Below are 19,714 nucleotides of genomic sequence, written 5' to 3'. Positions count from 1 at the left end.
CGAGGAGGCGGAGCGGTTCGCCCTCGGGGCCGCACAGATCCGTACCGTCCAGAGCGCGGTCGACGCCGAGGGCCGTCGCCAACCGGGCCGGGCCCTTGGCGAGTTCGTGGTCGCGGCGGGCCGTGGGGCGGCGCAGCCGGGCGATGTCGGCGCCCTCGACGACCTCGCCGGCGCGCAGCAGGATTCCGGAGGCGAGCCCCTCGGGACCGCAGACGACGTTCAGGCAGTGCCACATGCCGTACGTGAAGTAGACGTAGGCGTGCCCCGGAGGTCCGTACATGACGGCGTTGCGCGCGGTCCGGCCGCGGTAGGCGTGCGAGCCGGGGTCCGCCTCGCCCGCGTACGCCTCGACCTCGGTGAGGCGCAGGACGACGCGTCCCTCGGGGAGTTCACGGACGAGGAGCCGCCCCAGGAGGGCGGGGGCCGCCTCCAGGACCGGGCGGTCGAAGAAGGAGCGGGGCAGAGGCGTACGGTCATGGGCCGCGATCATGTCCTCCGGGGGTACAGGTACTGAAGGCATGGGCCCCGAGGGTACGGGAGGGCCGGTTCGCGGGCGCTGGAACCGGGAGGGCCGAAGGCGCGTTCGTATGAGCGAGTCCTGCGGCGCACCACCTGTACCGGACGCAGGGCGCCCGTGCGGAGGCACGGGCGCGTCTCCACGGAAAGTCAACGAGGGAAGAGGCGGACACATGGGGTTCAGGAAGCTGCTGGCGAGTCTCGGTTCGGGCGGGGCCGAGGTCGAGACGGTGCTGTTCGAGGAGAACGTGGTGCCCGGCGGTGTGGTGCAGGGCGAGGTCCGTATCCAGGGCGGTGCCGTGGACCAGCAGATCGAGGGGCTGTCGGTCGGGCTCCAGGCGCGGGTCGAGGTGGAGAGCGGCGACCAGGAGTACAAGCAGAACATCGAGTTCCACCGGGTGAGCCTCGGCGGGGCCTTCCTGCTGCACGAAGGGGCGACGCACGTCGTGCCCTTCGGCCTGGAAATCCCCTGGGAGACGCCGATCACGACCTTCGCGGGGCAGCACCTGCGCGGGATGAACGTCGGCGTGACCACCGAACTCCAGATCGCGCGCGCGGTGGACTCCAGCGACCTCGACCCGGTCACCGTGCACCCGCTCCCGGCGCAGGAGGCGATCCTCGACGCCTTCGGGCGGCTCGGCTTCCGGTTCAAGACCGCGGACCTGGAGCGCGGCTCGATCCGCGGGACGCGGCAGCGGCTCCCCTTCTACCAGGAGATCGAGTTCTACCCGCCGCAGCAGTACCGCGGTCTCAACCAGGTCGAGCTGAGCTTCGTCGCGGACGACCGTGAGATGGACGTCGTCCTGGAGATGGACAAGAAGGACGGGCTCTTCACGGAGGGCAGCGACTCCTTCCGCGCCTTCCGCGTCGGCCTGCACGACTTCGGCAACACCGACTGGGACGCGTACCTGCACCAGTGGATCTCCGAGGTCGGCAGCCGCCGCAGCTGGTTCTGACGGCCGCCGGTTCTCCCGGGCGGGCGCCGCACCTGGTTCGGGCGGCCGCTGGTTCCGGGGCGGGTGCGGCGGGGTACCCGCCGTGGGTGGCCGGCGGATCTAGGCTGGCCACCCGCGCCGTGGGCCGTTGTTCCCGCCCGCGGCCCCTGTCCTGTCCCGTACTGGAGGATTCGCGACGTGAGTGAGAAGAGGCCACCGCTCCCCTACGAGCTGTTGCCGCAGGTGCCCGCCTTCACCGTGGTGAGCGACGACGTGTCCGAGGGCGCGCCGCTCGGCGAGGCGCAGGCGCAGGACGGCGGGAACACCTCGCCGCACCTGCGTTGGGAGGGGGCGCCGGAGGGCACGAAGAGCTACGCGGTGACGTGTTACGACCCGGACGCGCCGACCGGCAGCGGTTTCTGGCACTGGGTGGTCTTCGACATCCCCGCGACGGTCACCGAGCTGCCTACGGGGGCGGGTACGGGTTCCTTCGCGGGGCTGCCCGCGGGTGCCGTGCAGGCGCGCAACGACTACGGCAGCGAGGACTTCGGCGGAGCGGCGCCGCCCCCGGGCGACCCGGCGCACCGCTACGTCTTCACGGTGCACGCGGTGGATCAGGAGAAGCTCGGCCCCGACGCCTCGGCGACGCCCGCGGTCGTCGGCTTCAACCTCCACTTCCACACCGTGGGCCGCGCGCAGCTCATCGGTACGTACGAGATCCCGGCGAGCTGACGAGCCGTCGCGCGCACCGGGGTCCGCCTCGGGTGTTTGCCCTCCCCCGGTCATGGAATTGATCAGGGGAGGGCACTTTTTATTGCGTTGTCCATCTCGTTGTGCCCGGCCAGAGTTGATCCCGACCGCCAGGGGGCGGCCGGTGAGCGGGGAGGTGGGCGAGATGCGGGACACGCTGGTGCTCAACGCGAGCTTCGAGCCGCTGTCGACGGTGACCTTGCATCGCGCGGTGGTGCTGGTGCTCACCGACAAGGCCGTCGTCGAGCGCGCGCACCCGGGGCTGCGGATGCGGGCCGCGACGCTGGATCTGCCGGTGCCGCAGGTGATCAGGCTCTGCCGGTACGTACGGGTGCCGTTCCGAAGACAAGCGCCGTGGTCGCGGCGGGGTGTTCTGGTGCGGGACCGGCACCGGTGCGCGTACTGCGGGCGGCGGGCGACGACGGTGGACCACGTGGTGCCCAAGTCCCGCGGCGGGGCGGACTCCTGGCTGAACACGGTGGCCTCCTGCGCGGAGGACAACCACCGCAAGGCGGACCGGACGCCCGAGCAGGCCGGGATGCCCTTGCTGCGGCAGCCGTTCGAGCCGACCCCCGCGGACGCGATGCTTCTCGCGCTGGGGCAGGACGACTTGCTGGGTCTCCCGGCGTGGCTGGGGCACGGGGTGGTGGCCTGAGGAGGCTGCCTCGTACGGAACGGGGGCGGTCCCCTGCCGGACGGTGATCCGGGAGGGGGCCGCCCCCGTTGTCGTGCGGGGGCTCAGTCGATGGGCGGGCGCTGTTCGCGCGGGAAGGGCTTGCCGCCGGTGCCGGGCGTGGTGGGCGCCGCCTTGGCGTCGCTGCCGCCCCCGCCTCCGCCGAGGTTGCCGAGGCCGCCGAAGTTGCCGACCGCGCCGCTCAGGCCCTTGAGGGCGTCGCCGATCTCGCTGGGCACGATCCACAGCTTGTTGGCGTCGCCCTCGGCGATCTTCGGGAGCATCTGGAGGTACTGGTACGAGAGGAGCTTCTGGTCGGGGTCGCCCGCGTGGATCGACTCGAAGACGGTACGGATCGCCTGGGCCTCGCCCTCGGCGCGCAGTGCGGCGGCCTTGGCCTCACCCTCGGCCCGCAGGATCGCGGACTGCTTCTCGCCCTCGGCGCGCAGGATCTCGGACTGCCGGACACCTTCGGCCTGGAGGATCGCGGCGCGCTTGTCGCGGTCGGCGCGCATCTGCTTCTCCATCGAGTCCTGGATGGAGGTGGGCGGCTCGATCGCCTTCAGTTCGACGCGGTTGACGCGGATGCCCCATTTGCCGGTGGCCTCGTCGAGTACGCCGCGCAGGGCCGCGTTGATCTCCTCGCGCGAGGTGAGGGTCCGTTCCAGGTCCATGCCGCCGATGATGTTGCGGAGCGTCGTGACGGTGAGCTGTTCGATCGCCTGGATGTAGCTGGCGACCTCGTACGTCGCGGCGCGGGCGTCGGTGACCTGGTAGTAGATGACCGTGTCGATGTTGACGACGAGGTTGTCCTGGGTGATCACCGGCTGGGGCGGGAAGGGGACGACCTGTTCGCGCAGGTCGATGCGGTTGCGGATGGTGTCGATGAAGGGGACGACGATGTTGAGGCCCGCGTTGAGGGTGCGGGTGTAGCGGCCGAAGCGCTCCACGATGGCGGCGCTCGCCTGGGGGATCACCTGGATCGTCTTGATCAGGGCGATGAAGACGAGCACCACCAGGATGATGAGGACGATGATGATCGGTGCCATCGTGTAGCCCGTGCCCTTCGTGCCGTGGTGGCTGACAAGCCTGCGTGCGGTGGATCTTGACGGTGAGTCTGTCAGAACGTCGCGGCCCCGGGGACCGTTTCGCGCGGGCCAGGGGCTGCGGGGCGGTAAAGGGCCGGGATTCGGCCTGATCGTGGCGGACGGTCCCGTACCGGCGGGCGGGGGGTGCTCACATGACCACCGCCGTGGCGCCGTCGATGTCGACGACGTCGACGGACTGGCCGGGCTCGAAGGTCTGCTCGGCGTCGAGGGAGCGGGCCGACCAGATCTCGCCCGCGAGCTTGACGCGGCCCTCGCCGCTCGCGTCGACGCGTGCGACGACGACGGCCTGACGGCCCTTGAGGGCGTCGATGCCGCTGGCGAGATGGGGGCGCTGGGCGCGCTGCCGGGCGGCGAGGGGGCGTACGACGGCGATACCCGCGACGGAGACGAGGACGAAGACCAGTACCTGGATCACGATGCCGCCGCCGACCGCGGCGGCGATCGCGCCCGCGACGGCGCCCGCCGCGAACATGCCGAACTCCGGCATGGCGGTCACCACGAGGGGAATCCCCAGTGCCACCGCGCCGATCAGCCACCACACCCACGCGTCGATGTCCACAGGGGCATGGTAGGCGCGCGACGCCCCCTGCGGACAGGGGGCGTTGAGGGCGTACGGGGGCGATTCCCGCCTGGGCGCGGTGCGGGGCCTCCGTCGGCCTCAGCCCAGGGGGAGGCCGCGGGCGGTCCAGCGTTCGCCTTGCTGCTCGACGACGAGCGGGAGGCCGAAGCAGCGGGAGAGGTTGCGCGAGGTGAGTTCGAGTTCGAGCGGGCCCGCGGCGAGCACCTTGCCCTGGCGGATCATGAGGACGTGCGTGAAGCCGGGGGCGATCTCCTCGACGTGGTGGGTCACCATGATCATCGAGGGGGCGATCGGGTCGCGTGCGAGGCGGCCGAGGCGGCGGACGAGGTCCTCGCGGCCCCCGAGGTCGAGACCGGCGGCGGGCTCGTCGAGGAGGAGCAGTTCGGGGTCCGTCATGAGGGCGCGGGCGATGAGCGTGCGCTTGCGCTCTCCCTCGGAGAGAGTGCCGAAGCGGCGGTCGAGGTACTCGGTCATGCCGAGGCGGTCGAGGAAGGCGCGGGCGCGCTGCTCGTCGATGTCCTCGTACGACTCCTGCCACGTCGCCGTCATGCCGTAGGCGGCGGTGAGGACGGTCTGGAGGACGGTCTGGCGGCGGGGCAGCTTCTCGGCCATGCCGACTCCGGCGACGCCGATGCGGGGGCGCAGCTCGAAGACGTCGACGCGGCCGAGGCGGTCGCCGAGGATGCTGACGGTGCCGGTGGTGGGGAAGAGGTAGCTGGAGGCCACGTTGAGGAGGGTGGTCTTGCCGGCGCCGTTGGGGCCGAGGATGACCCAGCGCTCCCCCTCCTTCACGGACCAGGAGACCTGGTCGATCAGAGCCCGGCCCTCGCGGACCACCGATACGTCCACCAGTTCCAGTACATCGCTCATGAGCGCCGTGTCTCCCATTGTCTCTCGCGGCTTGTCGCCGGCGTCGTCGGACGCCGCCCCCCAGGGATGTCCCCTGGAGAAAACCTACGCCACCGGCCGGGGGAAGCCGTGGCCTGTCCTGTCCTTAGGCTGGGGGGATGCGCGTTGAACCACGTTCCGGGCGGCTGACCGCTTGGGGGAATGCACTTTTCGCCGGTCTTGTCCCGCCGGATGATGCCGCGAGCGCGATCGTCGGCGAGGACGCCGTGCACCGGGTCACCGGGCTGCCGGGCGAGCCGGGCCCGGTCGGGCTGACGCTGGCGCTCGGGCGGTTGCGGGCGCTCGGCGCGCGCGGGCTGCGGCTCGCGCTGCCGGCTCCCGGGCATCCGCTCGGGCTCTCGGGTCCGCCGGAGTTCAATGCCGCGGCGCTGGACGCGGAGGAGGCCGTGGTGGCGGTGGGGGTTCCGTACGGGCTCGTGCCGGAGGTCTTCGAGGCGGGGCCCGCGGGCGATGTGCACGTGGAGGTGGAGTGGCGCTGTCTGCCGGTGCGCGAGGCGCCGCCCGCGGACGTGCCCTCGCTGGGCGAGGCGGAGCGGGAGCTGGCGGAGGCGATGCGGGAGGCGACGGCGGTGCTCTCGCGGCTCGATCTGGCGGCCTCGGGCCCGGTGGCCGAGGCGGCGATCGAGGCGTACCGGGCGCGGGTGCACGGGGCCGGGGCGGCCGAGGTCCTCGCGCCGGGGTATCCGCCGCGGGCCGTGCGGGTCGTGGAGCTGGGGCGGCGGATCGGGGTGCTGGTGTCGCTCGCGTACGAGAGCGGGCACGGGGCCGCGGTGAGCGCCGGGGAGATGGCGGCGCGGGCGGAGGCCCTGCGGCCCGTGGAGCGGACGGCCCGGCGGGCGCTCGTGGCGGCGTACAACGGGATGGTGGAGGAGCGGGAGCGGTGACGTCCTGAGGCGGTACGGGGGCGGGGCGGCGTTCGGCGGTGCCCCCCGGGGAACGGGACGGGGCCCGGCGCGCCTGGGTGGCGTGCCGGGCCCCGTGGGGTGTTGCTCGGGTCAGCTGTTGACCGCGGCGTTGCCGAAGGCCGGGTTCAGCAGGCCGATCACGTTGATGCTGTTGCCGGAAAGGTTGACCGGCACGTGCACGGGGACCTGGACCAGGTTGCCGGAGGCGACGCCGGGGGAACCGATGGCGGCGCCCTCGGCACCGGCGTCGGCGAAGGCGGCGCCCGCCGGGACGGCGGCGGCGAAGCCGGCGGCGGCGATGGTCAGGACGGCCTTCTTGGCGATGCTCATGGGTGTTACTCCTCCACAGATGCGTTTCACGGCCCCTGGCTGGGGGCCGCACGCTGGGAAACGCGCCGGGGGCGCGTGGGGTCACGGGACAGCGCCCGGTTGGGCGCTTTCACCACCGTTCGGGTGAAGAACGGCGGCGGAGGCGTCAGCGGTTGACGGCGCTGTTGCCGAAGGCGGGGTTGAGGAGACCGATCACGTTGATCGTGTTGCCGCTCACATTGACCGGGATGTTCACCGGGACCTGCACGAGGTTGCCGGAGAGGATGCCCGGGGAGCGGGTCGCGACACCGTTCGCGTGGGAGCCGCCGCCGGCGTGCGAGCCGCCGCCGTTGTGGCCGCCGCCGTGGTGACCGCCGTGGCCCGGGGCGTGGTGGCCGCCGTGTCCGCCGTGGGCGGGCGGGCAGTCGGTGGCGGAGGCCATACCGGTACCCGCGGCGAGCAGCCCCCCGGCCACCAGGGTCACGGTCGCGGCCTTCTTGAAGTTGATCACTTTCTCGTCCTCCTGAGTACCCAGGGGCCCATCGCCCCGGGGTGCACTGGAGAACGCGCGTCCGCCCCGTACGTTCCGCCGTCCGGGTGAGGTGCACCCGTCGGTATGAATCTCATCCTTTCGTGCAACCATCCGAGCACACCGCGTGCCACCAGGGGCTTCAGTCGCTGTAGCCGTGCCGTACGGCCCACAGGGCGGCCTGGGTGCGGTCGGCGAGGTCGAGTTTCATGAGGATGTTCGATACGTGCGTCTTCACCGTCTTCTCGGAGAGGACGAGCGCGCGGGCGATCTCGCGGTTGGAGCGGCCGTCCGCGATGAGGCCGAGCACCTCGCGCTCGCGTTCCGTGAGGGAGCCGCCGCGCGGCTGCTGCGGGGCCTGCTCCTCCTGGGCGAGGAGCATCCCCGCGACCTCCGGCTGGAGGAGGACGTGCCCGGCGTGCACGGAGCGGATCGCCCCGGCGAGGGCCTCGGGGTCGATGTCCTTGTACACGTAGCCGGCCGCTCCGGCGCGCAGCGCGGGCACCACGGTGCGCTGCTCGGTGAAGCTCGTCACGATCAGGACCCGTACCTCGTTGCCGAGGGCCCGCAGGGTGCGCAGTGCCTCGACGCCGTCGGTGCCGGGCATCTTCACGTCCATGAGGATCACGTCGGGGCGCAGCTCGCCCGCGCGCGCGACGCCCTCGTCGCCGTCCGCGGCCTCGCCGACCACCTCGATGTCGTCCTGGATCTCCAGGAAGGTGCGCAGGCCCCGGCGGACGACCTGGTGGTCGTCGACGATGAGCACCCGGATCGGGCGGGGGCCGCCGGGCGCGGCGCCCGCCTTCCCCTCTTCCGCGGGCACGGTGTCCGTACGGGCCGCCTGCGCGGGCCCCGGCCCCGTCGTACGGGCCGCCCACTCCCCTGTATCAGCCACCGGGTACCTCCATCTCGATCGTGGTGCCCTTGCCGGGCGCCGAGTCCACCGTGAGTGAGCCTCCGACGCCCGCCGCGCGGTCGCGCATGGAGACGAGGCCGAGGTGGCGCCCCGCCCGGCGCACCCCTCGCGCGTCGAAGCCGGAGCCGTCGTCCGTGACGCGGAGCACGGCGCCGCGCCCCGCCCGGCGCAGGACGACGTCGACGTGGGCGGCGCCGGAGTGGCGGAGCGCGTTGTGCAGCGCCTCCTGGGCCACGCGCAGCAGCGCCTCCTCCTGGGCGGCGGGCAGGGCCCGTGCTCCTTCTCCCCGGAAGGTGACGCGCGCGGCGTGGGCGCGGTCGAGCACGCGGATCTGGGTGCGCAGGGTCGCGACGAGGCCGTCCTCGTCGAGCGCGGCGGGCCGCAGCTCGACGACCGCGGCGCGCAGCTCGTCGGCGGCCTCGGCGGCGAGGGCCGCGACCTGGTGCAGCTCTTCCTTGGCGCGGGCCGGGTCGCGGTCGACGAGCGCGGTGGCGGCCTGGGCGGTGAGGCGGAGCGAGAAGAGCTTCTGGCTCACGGCGTCGTGCAGCTCGTGGGCGAGGCGGGAGCGCTCCTCGGCGATGGTCAGCTCGCGGCTGCGCTCGTAGAGGCGGGCGTTGGTGAGGGCGATGGCGGCGTGCTGGGCGAGCATCCCGAGGAGTTCCTCGTCCTCCTCGGTGAAGCCGCAGGTGTTCTCGGGGTGGGGGCAGCGTTTGTTGGCGAGGAAGAGGGCGGCGATGGTCTCGTCCCCGTGGCGGACCGGGAGGCCGATGAAGTCGCTCATGTCGGGGTGGGCGGCGGGCCAGCGCTTGAAGCGGGGGTCGCGGCGGACGTCGGCGAGGCGCTCGGTGCGGCCCTCCTCCAGCAGGGCCGCGAGGATGCCGTGGCGGCGCGGGAGGGGGCCGATGGCCTTCCACTGCTCCTCGCTCACGCCGTCGACGACGAACTGGGCGAAGCCGCCGTGGTCGTCGGGGACGCCGAGGGCCGCGTACTCGGCGTCGAGGAGTTCGCGGGCCGAGGCGACGATCGTGTGCAGGACGTCCTGGACCTCCAGCGGCCTGCTCATCGCGAGCAGTGCGGAGCTGACCGCGCGGAGGCCCGTGGGTGTGGCGGGCATGGGCTCACCGTAGCCGGGCGCCTCGCGCCGGGCATCGGCCTTGCGGCCGGGCGGGTAGCGCCGCCGGGCGTAGGTCTCGGGGTGGAAGCGGGGGGCGGAGTCCCGGGAGGGGCGCTCTTCGCACACCCTCTGCTTTGCGGTAGCAACCGTTCGTGAGATTCGGGTGAGCGGCTTGTGAGGACGGGCATAGGGCGCGCGTCACGTACGAACTTGCGTAGTACATGCCGTATGTCCGATACGAGCGGGGGTTTTGCGCTCCCATAGGGTCCAAAACGGACCCTTCATAACTAAGCCGCATCGTACGTCACATCTTTGCCACGGATTTTTGCGGCCGCTAACAATGGCACCCGTCGCTCGACGTCGGTCTCTACCCGGCGCCAGGCCGGGAAAACCATTCGTCCCCCACCGGGCCGAGAGCGACCTCCCCGCTTACACGAAGAGGTCACATCTGCCATGTCTGACATCTCCACTCGCATCCGCAACGCCCAGAAGCGAATCAACGACGGTCGTCGTCAGGTCACCAGCCAGCTCGGCTCGATCCAGCAGCGCGTTTCCTCCAGCAAGTTCGGCGAGCAGGTCGGCACCGCCCAGGCCAAGGTCGCGGGCGCCGTTCCGGCCGCACTGCGCGGCGGCAACCTGAGCCGCACCCAGAAGCTCCAGCTCGCGGGCATAGGCAGCGTCTCGGCCGCCGTCCTCGTCTGCGGCATCGCGATCCCCGCGACGAGCGGTTCCGGCTCCGCCTCGCAGAGCGTCGCCGCCTCCGAGCCGGCCGCGTACAGCAGCCTGACCGGCGGCAACACGCAGGCCAAGGAGCTGCACGCCAGCATCACCAACCAGCAGGCCGGTGCCTCCGAGCAGGCGAAGGCCGCCGAGGCGAAGATCAAGGCCGCGCAGGAGGCCAAGGCCGCCGAGACGAAGAAGAAGGCGCAGGCCACGAAGGACCGCGCCACGAAGCAGGCCGCGAGCCGCAACGCCGAGCGCAAGGCCGTCAAGACCTACCCGAACAACCTGGACGGCTGGATCCGCGAGTCGCTCGCCATCATGAAGGCGAAGGGCATCCCCGGCTCGTACGAGGGCCTGCACCGCAACATCATGCGCGAGTCCTCCGGCAACACCCGCGCGATCAACCTGTGGGACATCAACGCCCAGAACGGCATCCCCTCCAAGGGTCTGCTCCAGGTGATCCAGCCGACCTTCGAGCACTGGCACGTCGCGGGCACCTCGAACGACATCTACGACCCGGTCGCGAACATCACCGCCGCCGCCAACTACGCCGCCGAGCGTTACGGCTCGATGGACAACGTCAACTCGGCCTACTGAGCATTCCCCCGAGACCGCGCGGGCTGAGCCCGGCGGAGCCCCGGCAGAGACTCCACCACGCGCCGACCCGGCGTACGGGGAGTGCTGAGCGGGAGAGACGGGGTCGTGCCCACGGCCCCCTATTGACCAGCCGCGAGGGCGGCACCCGGATGCGGGTGCCGCCCTCGCGGCATGCGTGCGTGCGGGTCGCGGTGGTACGGGCGCGGAGGCGGTACGGGCCGGGGCGCCCGTACCGTGCGGGAGCCCGTACGGGACCGGGGCATCCCGTCCCCTGCGGGAGCCCTTACGGAACCGGGGCGACCTGTCCCGTGCGGGAGCCTCCGGCCCCTACTTCCGCATGACCTCCGGCTCGTGCCGGCGCAGGAGGCGCGAGACGACGAGGAGCAGGACGACGGCGATCCCCAGCAGGACGGCGATGTCCGTGCTCCACTGGGCCGTGGTGTGCTCCCACAGCGGGTCGAGGTCGCCGGGGCGCTTCTCGTCCCACGGCGGCATGAGGTGCGCCAGGTCGGTCGTGGCGCCCGCCGCGGCGACCCCCCAGCGCGAGGGCATGAGCCAGGCGAGCTGTTCGAGGCCGGGGCTGTCGAAGATCTGGAAGAGCGTGCCGGTGAAGACGAGCTGGACGATCGCGAACATCACGAGGAGCGGCATCGTCATCTCGCTCGTGCGCACGAGCGCGGAGATCACCAGGCCGACGACCATGGACGTGAGGCCCATCGCGATGACCGCGACGCCGATCTCGGCGGCGGGCGGCAGGACGAGGCCCTCGGCGGGCAGCGCGCGGCTGCTCGTGCCGATGAGGGTCATGATGACGCCCTGGAGCGCCGTGACCACGCCGAGGACGAGGACCTTCGACATGAGGTACGCGGAGCGGGAGAGCCCCGTGGCCCGTTCCCGTTCGTAGATGACGCGTTCCTTGATCAGTTCGCGTACGGAGTTGGCCGCTCCCGCGAGGCAGATGCCCACGACGAGGATCATGAGGATCATCCCGGCCGCGCTGTTGAAGCGCGAGGGCGGGGTCGGCGGGGCGAGGCCGAACTTCGCCGGGATGATCACCGAGACGACGCCCAGGACGACCGGCAGGACGACCATGAGCGCCATGAAGAAGCGGTCGGAGGCCAGCACCGCGAGGTAGCGCACGGTGAGGGTCCGCAACTGCGCGAACCAGCCCTGCGGCTTCGTCGGCCGCAGCGTCGCCGGGCTCTGCCCGACCACGGGTACGGGCTGCGAGGCGGCGACGTCCGCGTCGGCCGCGTACAGCTGGTAGTGCTGCGAGCCCTTCCAGCGGCCCGCCCAGTCGTACTCCCGGTACTCCTCGAAGGCGGAGAAGACGTCGGCCCAGCTCGTGTAGCCGAAGAAGTTGAGTGCCTCGGCCGGGGGCCCGAAGTAGGCGACGGCGCCGCCGGGCGCCATGACGAGCAGCTTGTCGCACAGTGACAGCTCGGCGACCGAGTGCGTCACGACGAGGACCGTGCGGCCGTCGTCGGCGAGCCCGCGCAGGAGCTGCATCACATCGCGGTCCATGCCCGGGTCGAGGCCCGAGGTCGGCTCGTCGAGGAAGATCAGCGAGGGCTTCGTGAGCAGTTCGAGCGCGACCGAGACGCGTTTGCGCTGGCCGCCGGAGAGCGAGGTGACCTTCTTGTCCTGGTGGATGTCGAGCTTCAGCTCGCGCAGCACCTCGCTGATGCGGTCCTGCCGCTCCTGCTCGCTCGTGTCGGCGGGGAAGCGGAGCTTGGCCGCGTAGCGGAGGGCGCGGCGCACGGTGAGCTCCTTGTGCAGGATGTCGTCCTGCGGGACGAGCCCGATGCGCTGGCGCAGTTCGGCGAACTGCTTGTACAGGTCGCGGTGGTCGTACAGGACCGTGCCCTGGTCGGCGGGGCGGTAGCCGGTGAGGGCCTTGAGCAGCGTGGACTTGCCCGAGCCGGAGGGGCCGATCACCGCGACGAGGGATTTCTCCGGGACGCCGAAGGAGACGTCCTTGAGGATCTGCTTGCCGCCGTCGACCTCGACGGTGAGATGGCGGGCCGTGAAGGAGACCTCACCGGAGTCGACGAACTCCTCCAGGCGGCCTTCGACGAGCCGGAAGGTCGAGTGGCCGACGCCGACGATGTCCTGCGCGCCGAGCAGGGCGCTCCCGGACTTGGGCAGCGGCTGCCCGTTGACGTACGTGCCGTTGTGCGAGCCGAGGTCGCGTATCTCGAAGCGGCCCTCGGGCGTCGCGTGGAACTCGGCGTGGTGCCGCGAGACCTGGAGGTCGGAGACGACGAGGTCGTTCTCCAGGGCACGGCCGATGCTCATGCGGCGGCCCAGGGCCATCTGATGGAAGGTCGTGGGGCTGCGGTCGCCGTAGGAGGGGCCGCCTTGGCGGGGGCGTGGGTCCACGGCCGGGCGCGGGTCCGCGACAGGGCGCGGGTCTGCGACAGGGCGCGGGCCCACGGCCGGGCCGGGTGCCGGGCGTGGGTCGGGGAACGCCGGCTGGTCCCGTACGGGCGGGGCGGGTTGCTCGGGAAGCGGCGCGGGCTGCTGGAAGGGGGGCGCGGGCTGCTCGCGTACGGGCTGCCGCGCGGCGGGCCCCTGTACGTGCTGCCGCGCCGGGGCCTGGTCGGCGGGCGGCTCCGCGTCCTGCCGCGGGGGCACGGGGCGGGCCGCCGGTCCGGCGGCGGGCTGCTCGGCGGGGCGGGCGGTGAGGCGTGGGCCGTCGCTCGCGTTGCCGAGGTGGACCACGGTGCCGGGGCCGAGCACGGCGCGGGTGATCCGGCGGCCGTCCGTGAAGGTGCCGTTGGTGCTGCCGCCGTCCTCGATCGTCCAGCCGGACGCGGTCCAGCCGAGGGTGGCGTGGCGCCAGGAGACCCTGGCGTCCTCGGCCACGATGTCTGCCTGCGGATCACGTCCCACCGTGTATGTCCTGGCCGGATCGAGCGTCCAGGTCCTGCCGTTCAGTTCCAGTACGTATGCCGGTACCGCGAGCCCCATATGCCTGTGTCCCCCATGGCCCCGTCGACGGGCTTGTCACTTTCCGCGTCCGAGGCAGATCTGCTCGGCGTGCGGCAGCACTATTCCAGGCGAAGGCGCCGGGGTGGAAGCCGGACGAGGTTCCGTCCCGGTAACGGCGGCGGGCGCGGACGGGGGAGGGACGGGGGCGGGGACGGCGGGGCCGACGGGGCGGGGACGGGGAGGTGAACGGGGCGCGGATCAGGTGTCCGGCCTGCGGGACGGCGTTCATCGGCGCGGCGGAGGCCGATACGGTAGGGGCACCATGAGCGCATCACTGTCTGCGGCGTCGGCGTCCGAGGACCTGCCGACTCTTCTCGTCAAGATCTTCGGCAAGGACCGCCCCGGCCTCACGGCCGGTCTCTTCGACACGCTCGCCGGGTACGGCGTGGACGTCGTGGACATCGAGCAGGTCGTCACGCGGGGCCGCATCGTGCTGTGCGCCCTCGTGACCGAGCCGCCCGGCGTCCAGGAGGGCGAGTTGCGGGCGACGGTCCACAGCTGGGCCGAGTCCTGGGGGCTCTCCGCCGAGATCATCTCCGGTACGGGCGACAACAGGCCGCGTGGCACGGGGCGTTCGCACGTCACCGTCCTCGGCAACCCGCTGACCGCCGAGTCGACCGCCGCGATCGCCGCGCGCATCACGGGGGCGGGCGCCAACATCGACCGCGTCTTCCGGCTCGCCAAGTACCCCGTGACGGCTGTGGAGTTCGCCGTCTCCGGGGTCCCCGCCGACACCCTCCGCTCGGCGCTCGCGCCGCGTGCCGGGGAGTTCGGCGTGGACATCGCCGTCGTCGCGGCCGGGCTCCAGCGGCGGGCGCAGCGGCTCGTCGTGATGGACGTCGACTCGACGCTCATCCAGGACGAGGTCATCGAGCTGTTCGCCGCGCACGCGGGGTGCGAGGCGGAGGTGGCCCGGGTCACCGAGTCGGCGATGCGCGGGGAACTGGACTTCGCGCAGTCTCTGCACGCGCGGGTCGCCCTGCTCGCGGGGCTCGACGCCTCTGTCGTGGAGAAGGTGCGTGCGGAGGTACGGCTCACGCCGGGCGCGCGCACACTGATCCGCACCCTGAAGCGGCTCGGCTACCAGGTCGGCGTGGTCTCGGGCGGCTTCACACAGGTCACCGACGAGCTGCGGGAACGCCTCGGCCTCGACTTCGCCGCCGCCAACACGCTGGAGATAGTGGACGGCAGACTCACCGGGCGGGTCACGGGCGAGATCGTGGACCGGGCGGGCAAGGCGCGACTGCTGCGGCGCTTCGCCGAACAGGCGGGGGTGCCGCTCGCGCAGACCGTCGCGATCGGCGACGGCGCCAACGACCTCGACATGCTCAACACGGCAGGGCTCGGCGTCGCCTTCAACGCGAAGCCGGTGGTGCGGGAGGCCGCGCACACCTCGGTGAACGTCCCCTTCCTCGACACCGTCCTCTACCTCCTCGGGATCACGCGGGAAGAGGTCGAGGCGGCGGACGGGGCGGTGGAGGACTGAGGGGGCTGAGGGGACGGGGCTCTGCGAGGGGTTGCTGAGCGGCCCCTCGGGGGCCGGGCGCCTTGGGGGGCCGGGCGCCTTGGGGGGCCGGGCGCCTCGGAGGTCGGGCGGCCACGGAGGTCGGGGCGCGAACGCCTCGGAGGGCCGAACAGCCACGGGGATCGCGCGGCCACGGGGATCGGGCGGGCTCGGAGGTCGGGGCGCCTCGGGGGCCTGAGTGGCGGGGGCCGAGCAGCCTCCGGTCCGGGTTCCGGCAGTCGGCAGCCGAGCGGTTCCTCGTTCCCGGTCGCTTCGGCTCCGTGGGCCCCGCTTCCCCGCGTACGGGAGCGGGGCCACGTCCGTCGGCGCGGCTCAGACCTCGTGCGGGGCCCAGTAGTCGGTGAGGGTCGCGACCCCTGGTTCGAGGGACTTCCAGGGTCCCGTGAACTCCAGGACCGAGAAGGCCGCCGTGGGGAAGTCGCGGCCGCTGAGGCGGGCCGCGCGTTCGCCCGCCACGCTGCCCGCGAGGATCTCGGTGAGGGCCTGGACGCCCGGGTTGTGTCCGATGAGGAGGACGGTGGCGGCCTCGTCGTCCACCTCGTTGAGGAGTTCGATGAGGGCGCCGGGAGCGGCCTCGTAGATCCGCTCCTCGTAGACCGTGCGCGGGCGCTCGGGAAGTTCGGGGACGGCGAGCTTCCAGGTCTCACGGGTACGGAGGGCGGTGGAGCACAGGGCGAGGTCGGCGGCGATGCCGAGGTCCGCGAGCCTGCGCCCGGCGGCGGGGGCGTCCTTGCGGCCCCGCTCGGCGAGCGGTCGCTCGTGGTCGGAGCCCTCGGGCCAGTCGGCCTTCGCGTGACGCAGCAGGACGAGCTTACGGGTGGTGGCGGGAGCGGGGGCGGACATCCCCCCGGAGGACACGGCGGCGCTCATACGTCCCAGCTTCGCACGAAAGGGGCTGCCCGGCGGAGGGAGTTGCGCACTCCCCCCGCAGGAGTGACAAGGGGCCGCCGCGGCTCAGCCGACGAGGCCGCCGAGGAAGGCGCCGAACCGGTCGAGGAGACCGGCGAGACCTGGGGAGGCGACCGCCGCGTGCGCCTCGCCCGGCTGCGCGACGAGGGCGAGCAGGACGAGGAAGGCGAGGGTGGGCAGGGCGAGCGCCCACCACGGCAGCCGGGACTGCGCGGGGGCGGCGGGCGCGGTCGGCTCGCCCCTGCTGTGAACCTGTGTGCTCATGCCGTCTCCCCCGGTCGCGGTGCACGCCGGAACGCCCGGCGCCTCACCTACGACGCTACGGCTCCGAAGCGCCCGCGCCTATCGGGTTTTCCCCCCACTCGACCCTGATATTTCCCGGCCGAACCCTTAAGGGTTGTCCCTGAGAGAACCCTGACGGCGCTCGAACGGATTCCCTAGGGGATGGGCGGGCCCCCTGTGGGCCTTGAACGGACGGCGGGGTGGCGGAGTTCCGGGAAGGGGCGCGGAGTTCGCGGGGTGTGGCGGGGTTCCGGGGCCGGGCGCGGAACCCTGGGGAGACAGAGGTCGGCGCGGCGTTCAGCGGTTCGCGCGGAGTTCCCGGGTGGCGGAGGTCGGCGCGGCGTTCAGCGGTCCGCGCGGAGTTCAGTTCGGGGGATGAGGCGGGGTTCCGGGGCCGGGCGCGGAACCCTGGGGAGACGGAGGTCGGCGCGTGTTCGCGGTCCGCGCGGCGTTCCCGGGTGGCGGAGGTCCGCACGGCGTTCCCGGGGGCGGAAGTCGGCGCGGCATTCCGCGGTCCGCGCGGAATTCCCGGGGTGGGGCGCGGAGTTCCGGGGACGGCGTCGTTCCGAGGTCGGCGCGGAGATCCCGGGGAGGCGGCGGTCGGCGCGGAGTCACGTGAGTCGGCGCGGCGTTCCGAGGTCGGCGCGTCGGTCCGGGAGTTAAGGGCGCGGGGAACCGCCCCGGCCGGGCAGCGGCGGAGAGAGTCGGTCCCGGCAGCGGGGTGCGGAGGGTAAGGGCACAGCCCGCATGGGCCCGGCCCGGCAGCGGCGGACGGAGCCTGTCCCGCGAGCGGGTCCCGGGCACGGTGCGGGGCCCGGATAGCGGCCTCCGTGGCGCGGCGAGACGTTCGTCGCGAGTGACGGCCTCCGTCACCCACCCAGACGCTCGCCACGAATGACGGCCTCCGTCACCCACCGAGACGCTCGCCACGAACGACGGCATCACCCACCCAGACGCTCGCCACGAACGACGGCCTCCGTCGCGCGCCGAGGCGCTCGTCGTGGGTGGCCCCCGACAGGCGGGCGCCGGGTCAGGCGAGGAAGCTTGCGAGGATGCCGATCACCACCGTGATGCCGATCATCGCGCCGAAGACCAGGAGGAGCTTCTTCTGGCCGCCTTGGGGATTGGGTTCGAGCACGGGCATGTGCGTAGTTTATGGGGCTTCTCGGCGGGGTCCCGCCCGGGGGCCTGTGTGGCGGCCGGGTCCCGGGCGGGAGGGGGGTCAGGCCGCCTTGGCGAGGTGTTCGTCCTCGATCGTGCGGTTCCGGCCGGCCAGGGTGCCGACGATGATCTGCGGGACCATGAGGCAGGCCATGAAGAGGATCGGGATGCCCCAGCCGCCCGTCGCGTCGTTGAGGACGCCGACGAGGAGCGGGCCGGGGATGGAGATCAGGTAGCCGGTGCTCTGCGCGAAGGCGGAGAGCTTGACGACGCCCGGCCCGGTGCGGGCGCGCAGGCCGACCATCGTGAGGGCGAGCGGGAAGGCGCAGTTGCTGATGCCGATGAGGAAGGCCCAGATCCAGGCGCCTCCGGCGGGCGCGAGCGCGAGACCGAGGTAGCCGCCGAGTCCGCACAGGCCGAGGACGACCACGACGGGGCCCTGCTGCGGCAGGCGGATCGCGACGCGCGGGATGACGAAGGCGAGCGGGATGCCGAGCGCCATGGTCACGGCGAGGAGGACACCCGCGGTCCCGGCGGAGATGCCCGCGTCGCGGAAGATCTGCGGCATCCAGCCCATGGTGATGTAGGCGGCGGTGGACTGGAGCCCGAAGAAGCAGGCGAGCGACCACGCGGTGCGGCTGCGCGTGACGCGCAGGGCGTCCCCGGGCCCCGCCGGGGCGGGGTGCGCGGCGCTCTCGCGTTCAGCCGCGCGGCCCTGGCGGCTCAGCACGGCCCAGGGCAGTACGGCGACGGCGCCGAGTGCCGCCCAGATCGCGAGGCCGCCCTGCCAGCCACCGCCGAGCGCGTCGTTGAGCGGCACGGTGACGGCCGCGGCGAGGGAGGTGCCGACGGCGAGGGCCATCGAGTAGAGCCCGGTCATCGAGCCGACGCGGTCGGGGAACCAGTTCTTGACGACGACCGGCATGAGCACGTTGCTCACCGCGATGCCCGCGAGGGTGAGCGCGGTCGCGGCGAGGAAGCCCGGCGTGGACCCGGTGAAGGGCCGGATGATCAGCCCGGCGGTGATCGCGACCATGCCGCCGCAGACCACGGTGCCCGGGCCGAAGCGCCTGGACAGGCGCGGGGCGAGGGAGCCGAAGACGGCGAAGCAGAAGGGCGGTACGGAGGTGAGCAGCCCGGCGAGGGTCCCGTTCATGCCGAGCCCGTCGCGCACCTCCTCCAGGAGCGAGCCGAGGCTCGTGATGGCGGGGCGCAGGTTGAGCGCGGCGAGGACGATACCGACCGGCATGAGGACCGCGAGCAGGCCCTTGACCCGGGTGGGTCCCGGGGCGGGTCCGCTCGGTGCGGAAGTGGGGGACGGGGCGGTTTCTGACCGCAGGGACGTTGATTCCTCGGGTGCCATGCGCCCATCATAGAATCATGGGATGTTTGACTGTCCAGTCGTCCGGCCTCCCATACTGGTCACATCCCGCCCGCACGGCCCCCAGCTGCCCGCCCGCGACTCCTAGGACGCTCATGCCCTTGTCTTCCCCGCGCCGCTCGGCCCTCTCCGAGCAGGTCATCGCCGCCCTGCGGGCCCCGATCTCCTCGGGCGAGTGGCCGATCGGCTCGCGCATCCCGACCGAGTCCGAGCTGGTCGAGCAGCTGGGTGTGGCGCGCAACACGGTCCGCGAGGCGGTCCGGGCGCTCGCGCACAACGGGCTGCTCGACATCCGGCAGGGCTCGGGCACCTACGTCGTGGCGACGAGCGAACTGGCCGGGGTCATGCAGCGTCGCTTCGCCGCGGCCGACCCGCGCGACTTCGCCGAGCTGCGGGTCGCGCTGGAGTCGACGGCGGCGCGGCTCGCGGCCCAGCGCCGTACCGCGAAGGACGTGGGGCTCCTGGAGAACGCGCTGGAGCGCAGGGACGCCGCGTGGAAGGCGGGGGACGCGGAGGACTTCGTCGTCGCGGACGCGTCCTTCCACCTCGCGGTCGTCGCGGCCTCGCACAACTCCGTGATCACCGAGGTGTACGCGGACCTCGGCCAGGTGTTGCGGGACTGGCTGCGCGAGGACATCGGCGAGATGACCCCCGAGCACGATCTCGACCACCACGCGCTCCTGCAGGCGATCGCGGACCAGGACGGCGAGAAGGCCGCGAACGAGGCGGGCGGCATCCCCTACATGTGCCGCCCCGCGCTCCTCGGTGAGGGCGACCGCGTGGAACGCGAGGCCCGCGCGGCGGCGCACGCGGCGAAGCGCGGCTGAGGCGGAAGGCCGCCCCCGCGTCCGCCGCAGAGCCGCCGTACGCGCGCGAAGGGCGCCCCTCCTCCGTACC

General features: G+C 72.7%; 20 protein-coding genes (1 of these 20 running past the window's edge). 7 read left to right on the top strand and 13 right to left on the bottom strand.

Annotated features, from left to right (window positions below; translation table 11 throughout):
- Positions 1–490: the 5' portion of a DNA-3-methyladenine glycosylase gene (locus STTU_RS27000; RefSeq protein WP_043256463.1), read on the bottom strand. 182 nt of this gene lie to the left of the window's left edge; only the first 490 of its 672 coding nucleotides appear in the window; it begins with the start codon at positions 488–490; its stop codon lies beyond the left edge, outside the window.
- Positions 491–689: 199 nt separating this feature from the next.
- Here STTU_RS27000 and STTU_RS26995 point away from each other — a divergent pair, with 199 nt between their 5' ends.
- The 3 genes from STTU_RS26995 to STTU_RS26985 all read left to right on the top strand — a co-directional run bounded on the left by STTU_RS26995 (position 690) and on the right by STTU_RS26985 (position 2,856).
- Positions 690–1,472, top strand: a complete 783-nt coding sequence (locus tag STTU_RS26995) for a sporulation protein (protein WP_007828740.1) — start codon at positions 690–692, stop codon at positions 1,470–1,472.
- Between the two features lie 177 nt (positions 1,473–1,649).
- On the top strand, positions 1,650–2,183 hold the full coding sequence (locus STTU_RS26990) for a YbhB/YbcL family Raf kinase inhibitor-like protein (RefSeq protein WP_007828739.1): 534 nt from the start codon (positions 1,650–1,652) through the stop codon (positions 2,181–2,183).
- Between the two features lie 163 nt (positions 2,184–2,346).
- Entirely contained in the window at positions 2,347–2,856 is a 510-nt protein-coding gene (locus STTU_RS26985; protein ID WP_009063944.1) for an HNH endonuclease, read from the top strand.
- An 83-nt stretch (positions 2,857–2,939) separates the two neighbouring features.
- Here the strand turns inward: STTU_RS26985 and STTU_RS26980 are convergent, their stop codons facing one another.
- The 3 genes from STTU_RS26980 to STTU_RS26970 all read right to left on the bottom strand — a co-directional run bounded on the left by STTU_RS26980 (position 2,940) and on the right by STTU_RS26970 (position 5,433).
- The gene (locus tag STTU_RS26980) at positions 2,940–3,923 is read right to left on the bottom strand and encodes an SPFH domain-containing protein (protein ID WP_007828735.1); all 984 of its coding nucleotides are present in this window, start codon (positions 3,921–3,923) and stop codon (positions 2,940–2,942) included.
- Positions 3,924–4,110: 187 nt separating this feature from the next.
- Positions 4,111–4,542, bottom strand: a complete 432-nt coding sequence (locus STTU_RS26975) for an NfeD family protein (RefSeq protein ID WP_043256461.1) — start codon at positions 4,540–4,542, stop codon at positions 4,111–4,113.
- A 99-nt stretch (positions 4,543–4,641) separates the two neighbouring features.
- Positions 4,642–5,433, bottom strand: a complete 792-nt coding sequence (locus STTU_RS26970; protein ID WP_009063948.1) for an ABC transporter ATP-binding protein — start codon at positions 5,431–5,433, stop codon at positions 4,642–4,644.
- A 137-nt stretch (positions 5,434–5,570) separates the two neighbouring features.
- Here STTU_RS26970 and STTU_RS26965 point away from each other — a divergent pair, with 137 nt between their 5' ends.
- On the top strand, positions 5,571–6,356 hold the full coding sequence (locus tag STTU_RS26965) for a hypothetical protein (RefSeq protein ID WP_078519052.1): 786 nt from the start codon (positions 5,571–5,573) through the stop codon (positions 6,354–6,356).
- 111 nt (positions 6,357–6,467) lie between these two features.
- On the opposite strand, the gene STTU_RS26960 is transcribed toward STTU_RS26965, so the two are convergent.
- From STTU_RS26960 to STTU_RS26945, 4 genes are all read right to left on the bottom strand, one after another.
- Positions 6,468–6,707, bottom strand: a complete 240-nt coding sequence (locus tag STTU_RS26960) for a chaplin (RefSeq protein ID WP_007828732.1) — start codon at positions 6,705–6,707, stop codon at positions 6,468–6,470.
- Between the two features lie 145 nt (positions 6,708–6,852).
- Complete coding sequence (locus STTU_RS36120) at positions 6,853–7,197, bottom strand: chaplin (protein ID WP_007828731.1); 345 nt, start codon at positions 7,195–7,197, stop codon at positions 6,853–6,855.
- Positions 7,198–7,357: 160 nt separating this feature from the next.
- Positions 7,358–8,038, bottom strand: a complete 681-nt coding sequence (locus STTU_RS26950; RefSeq protein ID WP_007828730.1) for a response regulator — start codon at positions 8,036–8,038, stop codon at positions 7,358–7,360.
- Between the two features lie 64 nt (positions 8,039–8,102).
- Positions 8,103–9,245 (bottom strand): GAF domain-containing sensor histidine kinase, encoded by a 1,143-nt coding sequence (locus STTU_RS26945; RefSeq protein ID WP_043257789.1) that lies wholly within the window; start codon positions 9,243–9,245, stop codon positions 8,103–8,105.
- Between the two features lie 453 nt (positions 9,246–9,698).
- Between STTU_RS26945 and STTU_RS26940 the strand changes: the two genes are divergently transcribed.
- Positions 9,699–10,565 (top strand): transglycosylase SLT domain-containing protein, encoded by an 867-nt coding sequence (locus STTU_RS26940; RefSeq protein WP_043256459.1) that lies wholly within the window; start codon positions 9,699–9,701, stop codon positions 10,563–10,565.
- Positions 10,566–10,892: 327 nt separating this feature from the next.
- Here the strand turns inward: STTU_RS26940 and STTU_RS26935 are convergent, their stop codons facing one another.
- Positions 10,893–13,538 (bottom strand): FHA domain-containing protein, encoded by a 2,646-nt coding sequence (locus STTU_RS26935; RefSeq protein WP_007828725.1) that lies wholly within the window; start codon positions 13,536–13,538, stop codon positions 10,893–10,895.
- A gap of 283 nt (positions 13,539–13,821) precedes the next feature.
- Between STTU_RS26935 and serB the strand changes: the two genes are divergently transcribed.
- Entirely contained in the window at positions 13,822–15,045 is a 1,224-nt protein-coding gene (gene serB / locus STTU_RS26930) for a phosphoserine phosphatase SerB (RefSeq protein WP_007828720.1), read from the top strand.
- 351 nt (positions 15,046–15,396) lie between these two features.
- Here serB and STTU_RS26925 read toward each other — a convergent pair whose 3' ends face one another.
- From STTU_RS26925 to STTU_RS26915, 4 genes are all read right to left on the bottom strand, one after another.
- Positions 15,397–15,954, bottom strand: a complete 558-nt coding sequence (locus STTU_RS26925) for a SixA phosphatase family protein (protein WP_007828718.1) — start codon at positions 15,952–15,954, stop codon at positions 15,397–15,399.
- Between the two features lie 84 nt (positions 15,955–16,038).
- A complete protein-coding gene (locus tag STTU_RS26920; RefSeq protein WP_007828716.1) occupies positions 16,039–16,257 on the bottom strand; it encodes a hypothetical protein in 219 nt (72 codons plus the stop codon).
- 1,048 nt (positions 16,258–17,305) lie between these two features.
- Positions 17,306–17,419 carry an SGM_5486 family transporter-associated protein gene (locus tag STTU_RS35960; RefSeq protein ID WP_007828714.1) on the bottom strand — a complete coding sequence of 38 codons (114 nt, stop codon included), beginning with the start codon at positions 17,417–17,419 and terminating at the stop codon, positions 17,306–17,308.
- 78 nt (positions 17,420–17,497) lie between these two features.
- A complete protein-coding gene (locus tag STTU_RS26915; protein WP_234019325.1) occupies positions 17,498–18,799 on the bottom strand; it encodes a CynX/NimT family MFS transporter in 1,302 nt (433 codons plus the stop codon).
- A 113-nt stretch (positions 18,800–18,912) separates the two neighbouring features.
- On the opposite strand from STTU_RS26915, the gene STTU_RS26910 reads away from it, so the two are divergent.
- Positions 18,913–19,644, top strand: a complete 732-nt coding sequence (locus STTU_RS26910; RefSeq protein ID WP_007828705.1) for a FadR/GntR family transcriptional regulator — start codon at positions 18,913–18,915, stop codon at positions 19,642–19,644.
- Positions 19,645–19,714: the final 70 nt, after the last annotated feature.

Source organism: Streptomyces sp. Tu6071 (genome assembly GCF_000213055.1).
Taxonomy (GTDB): Bacteria; Actinomycetota; Actinomycetes; order Streptomycetales; family Streptomycetaceae; genus Streptomyces; species Streptomyces evansiae.
The sequence above is the reverse complement of the archived record's forward strand: the minus strand, read 5'-3'. Positions and strand labels throughout refer to the sequence as shown.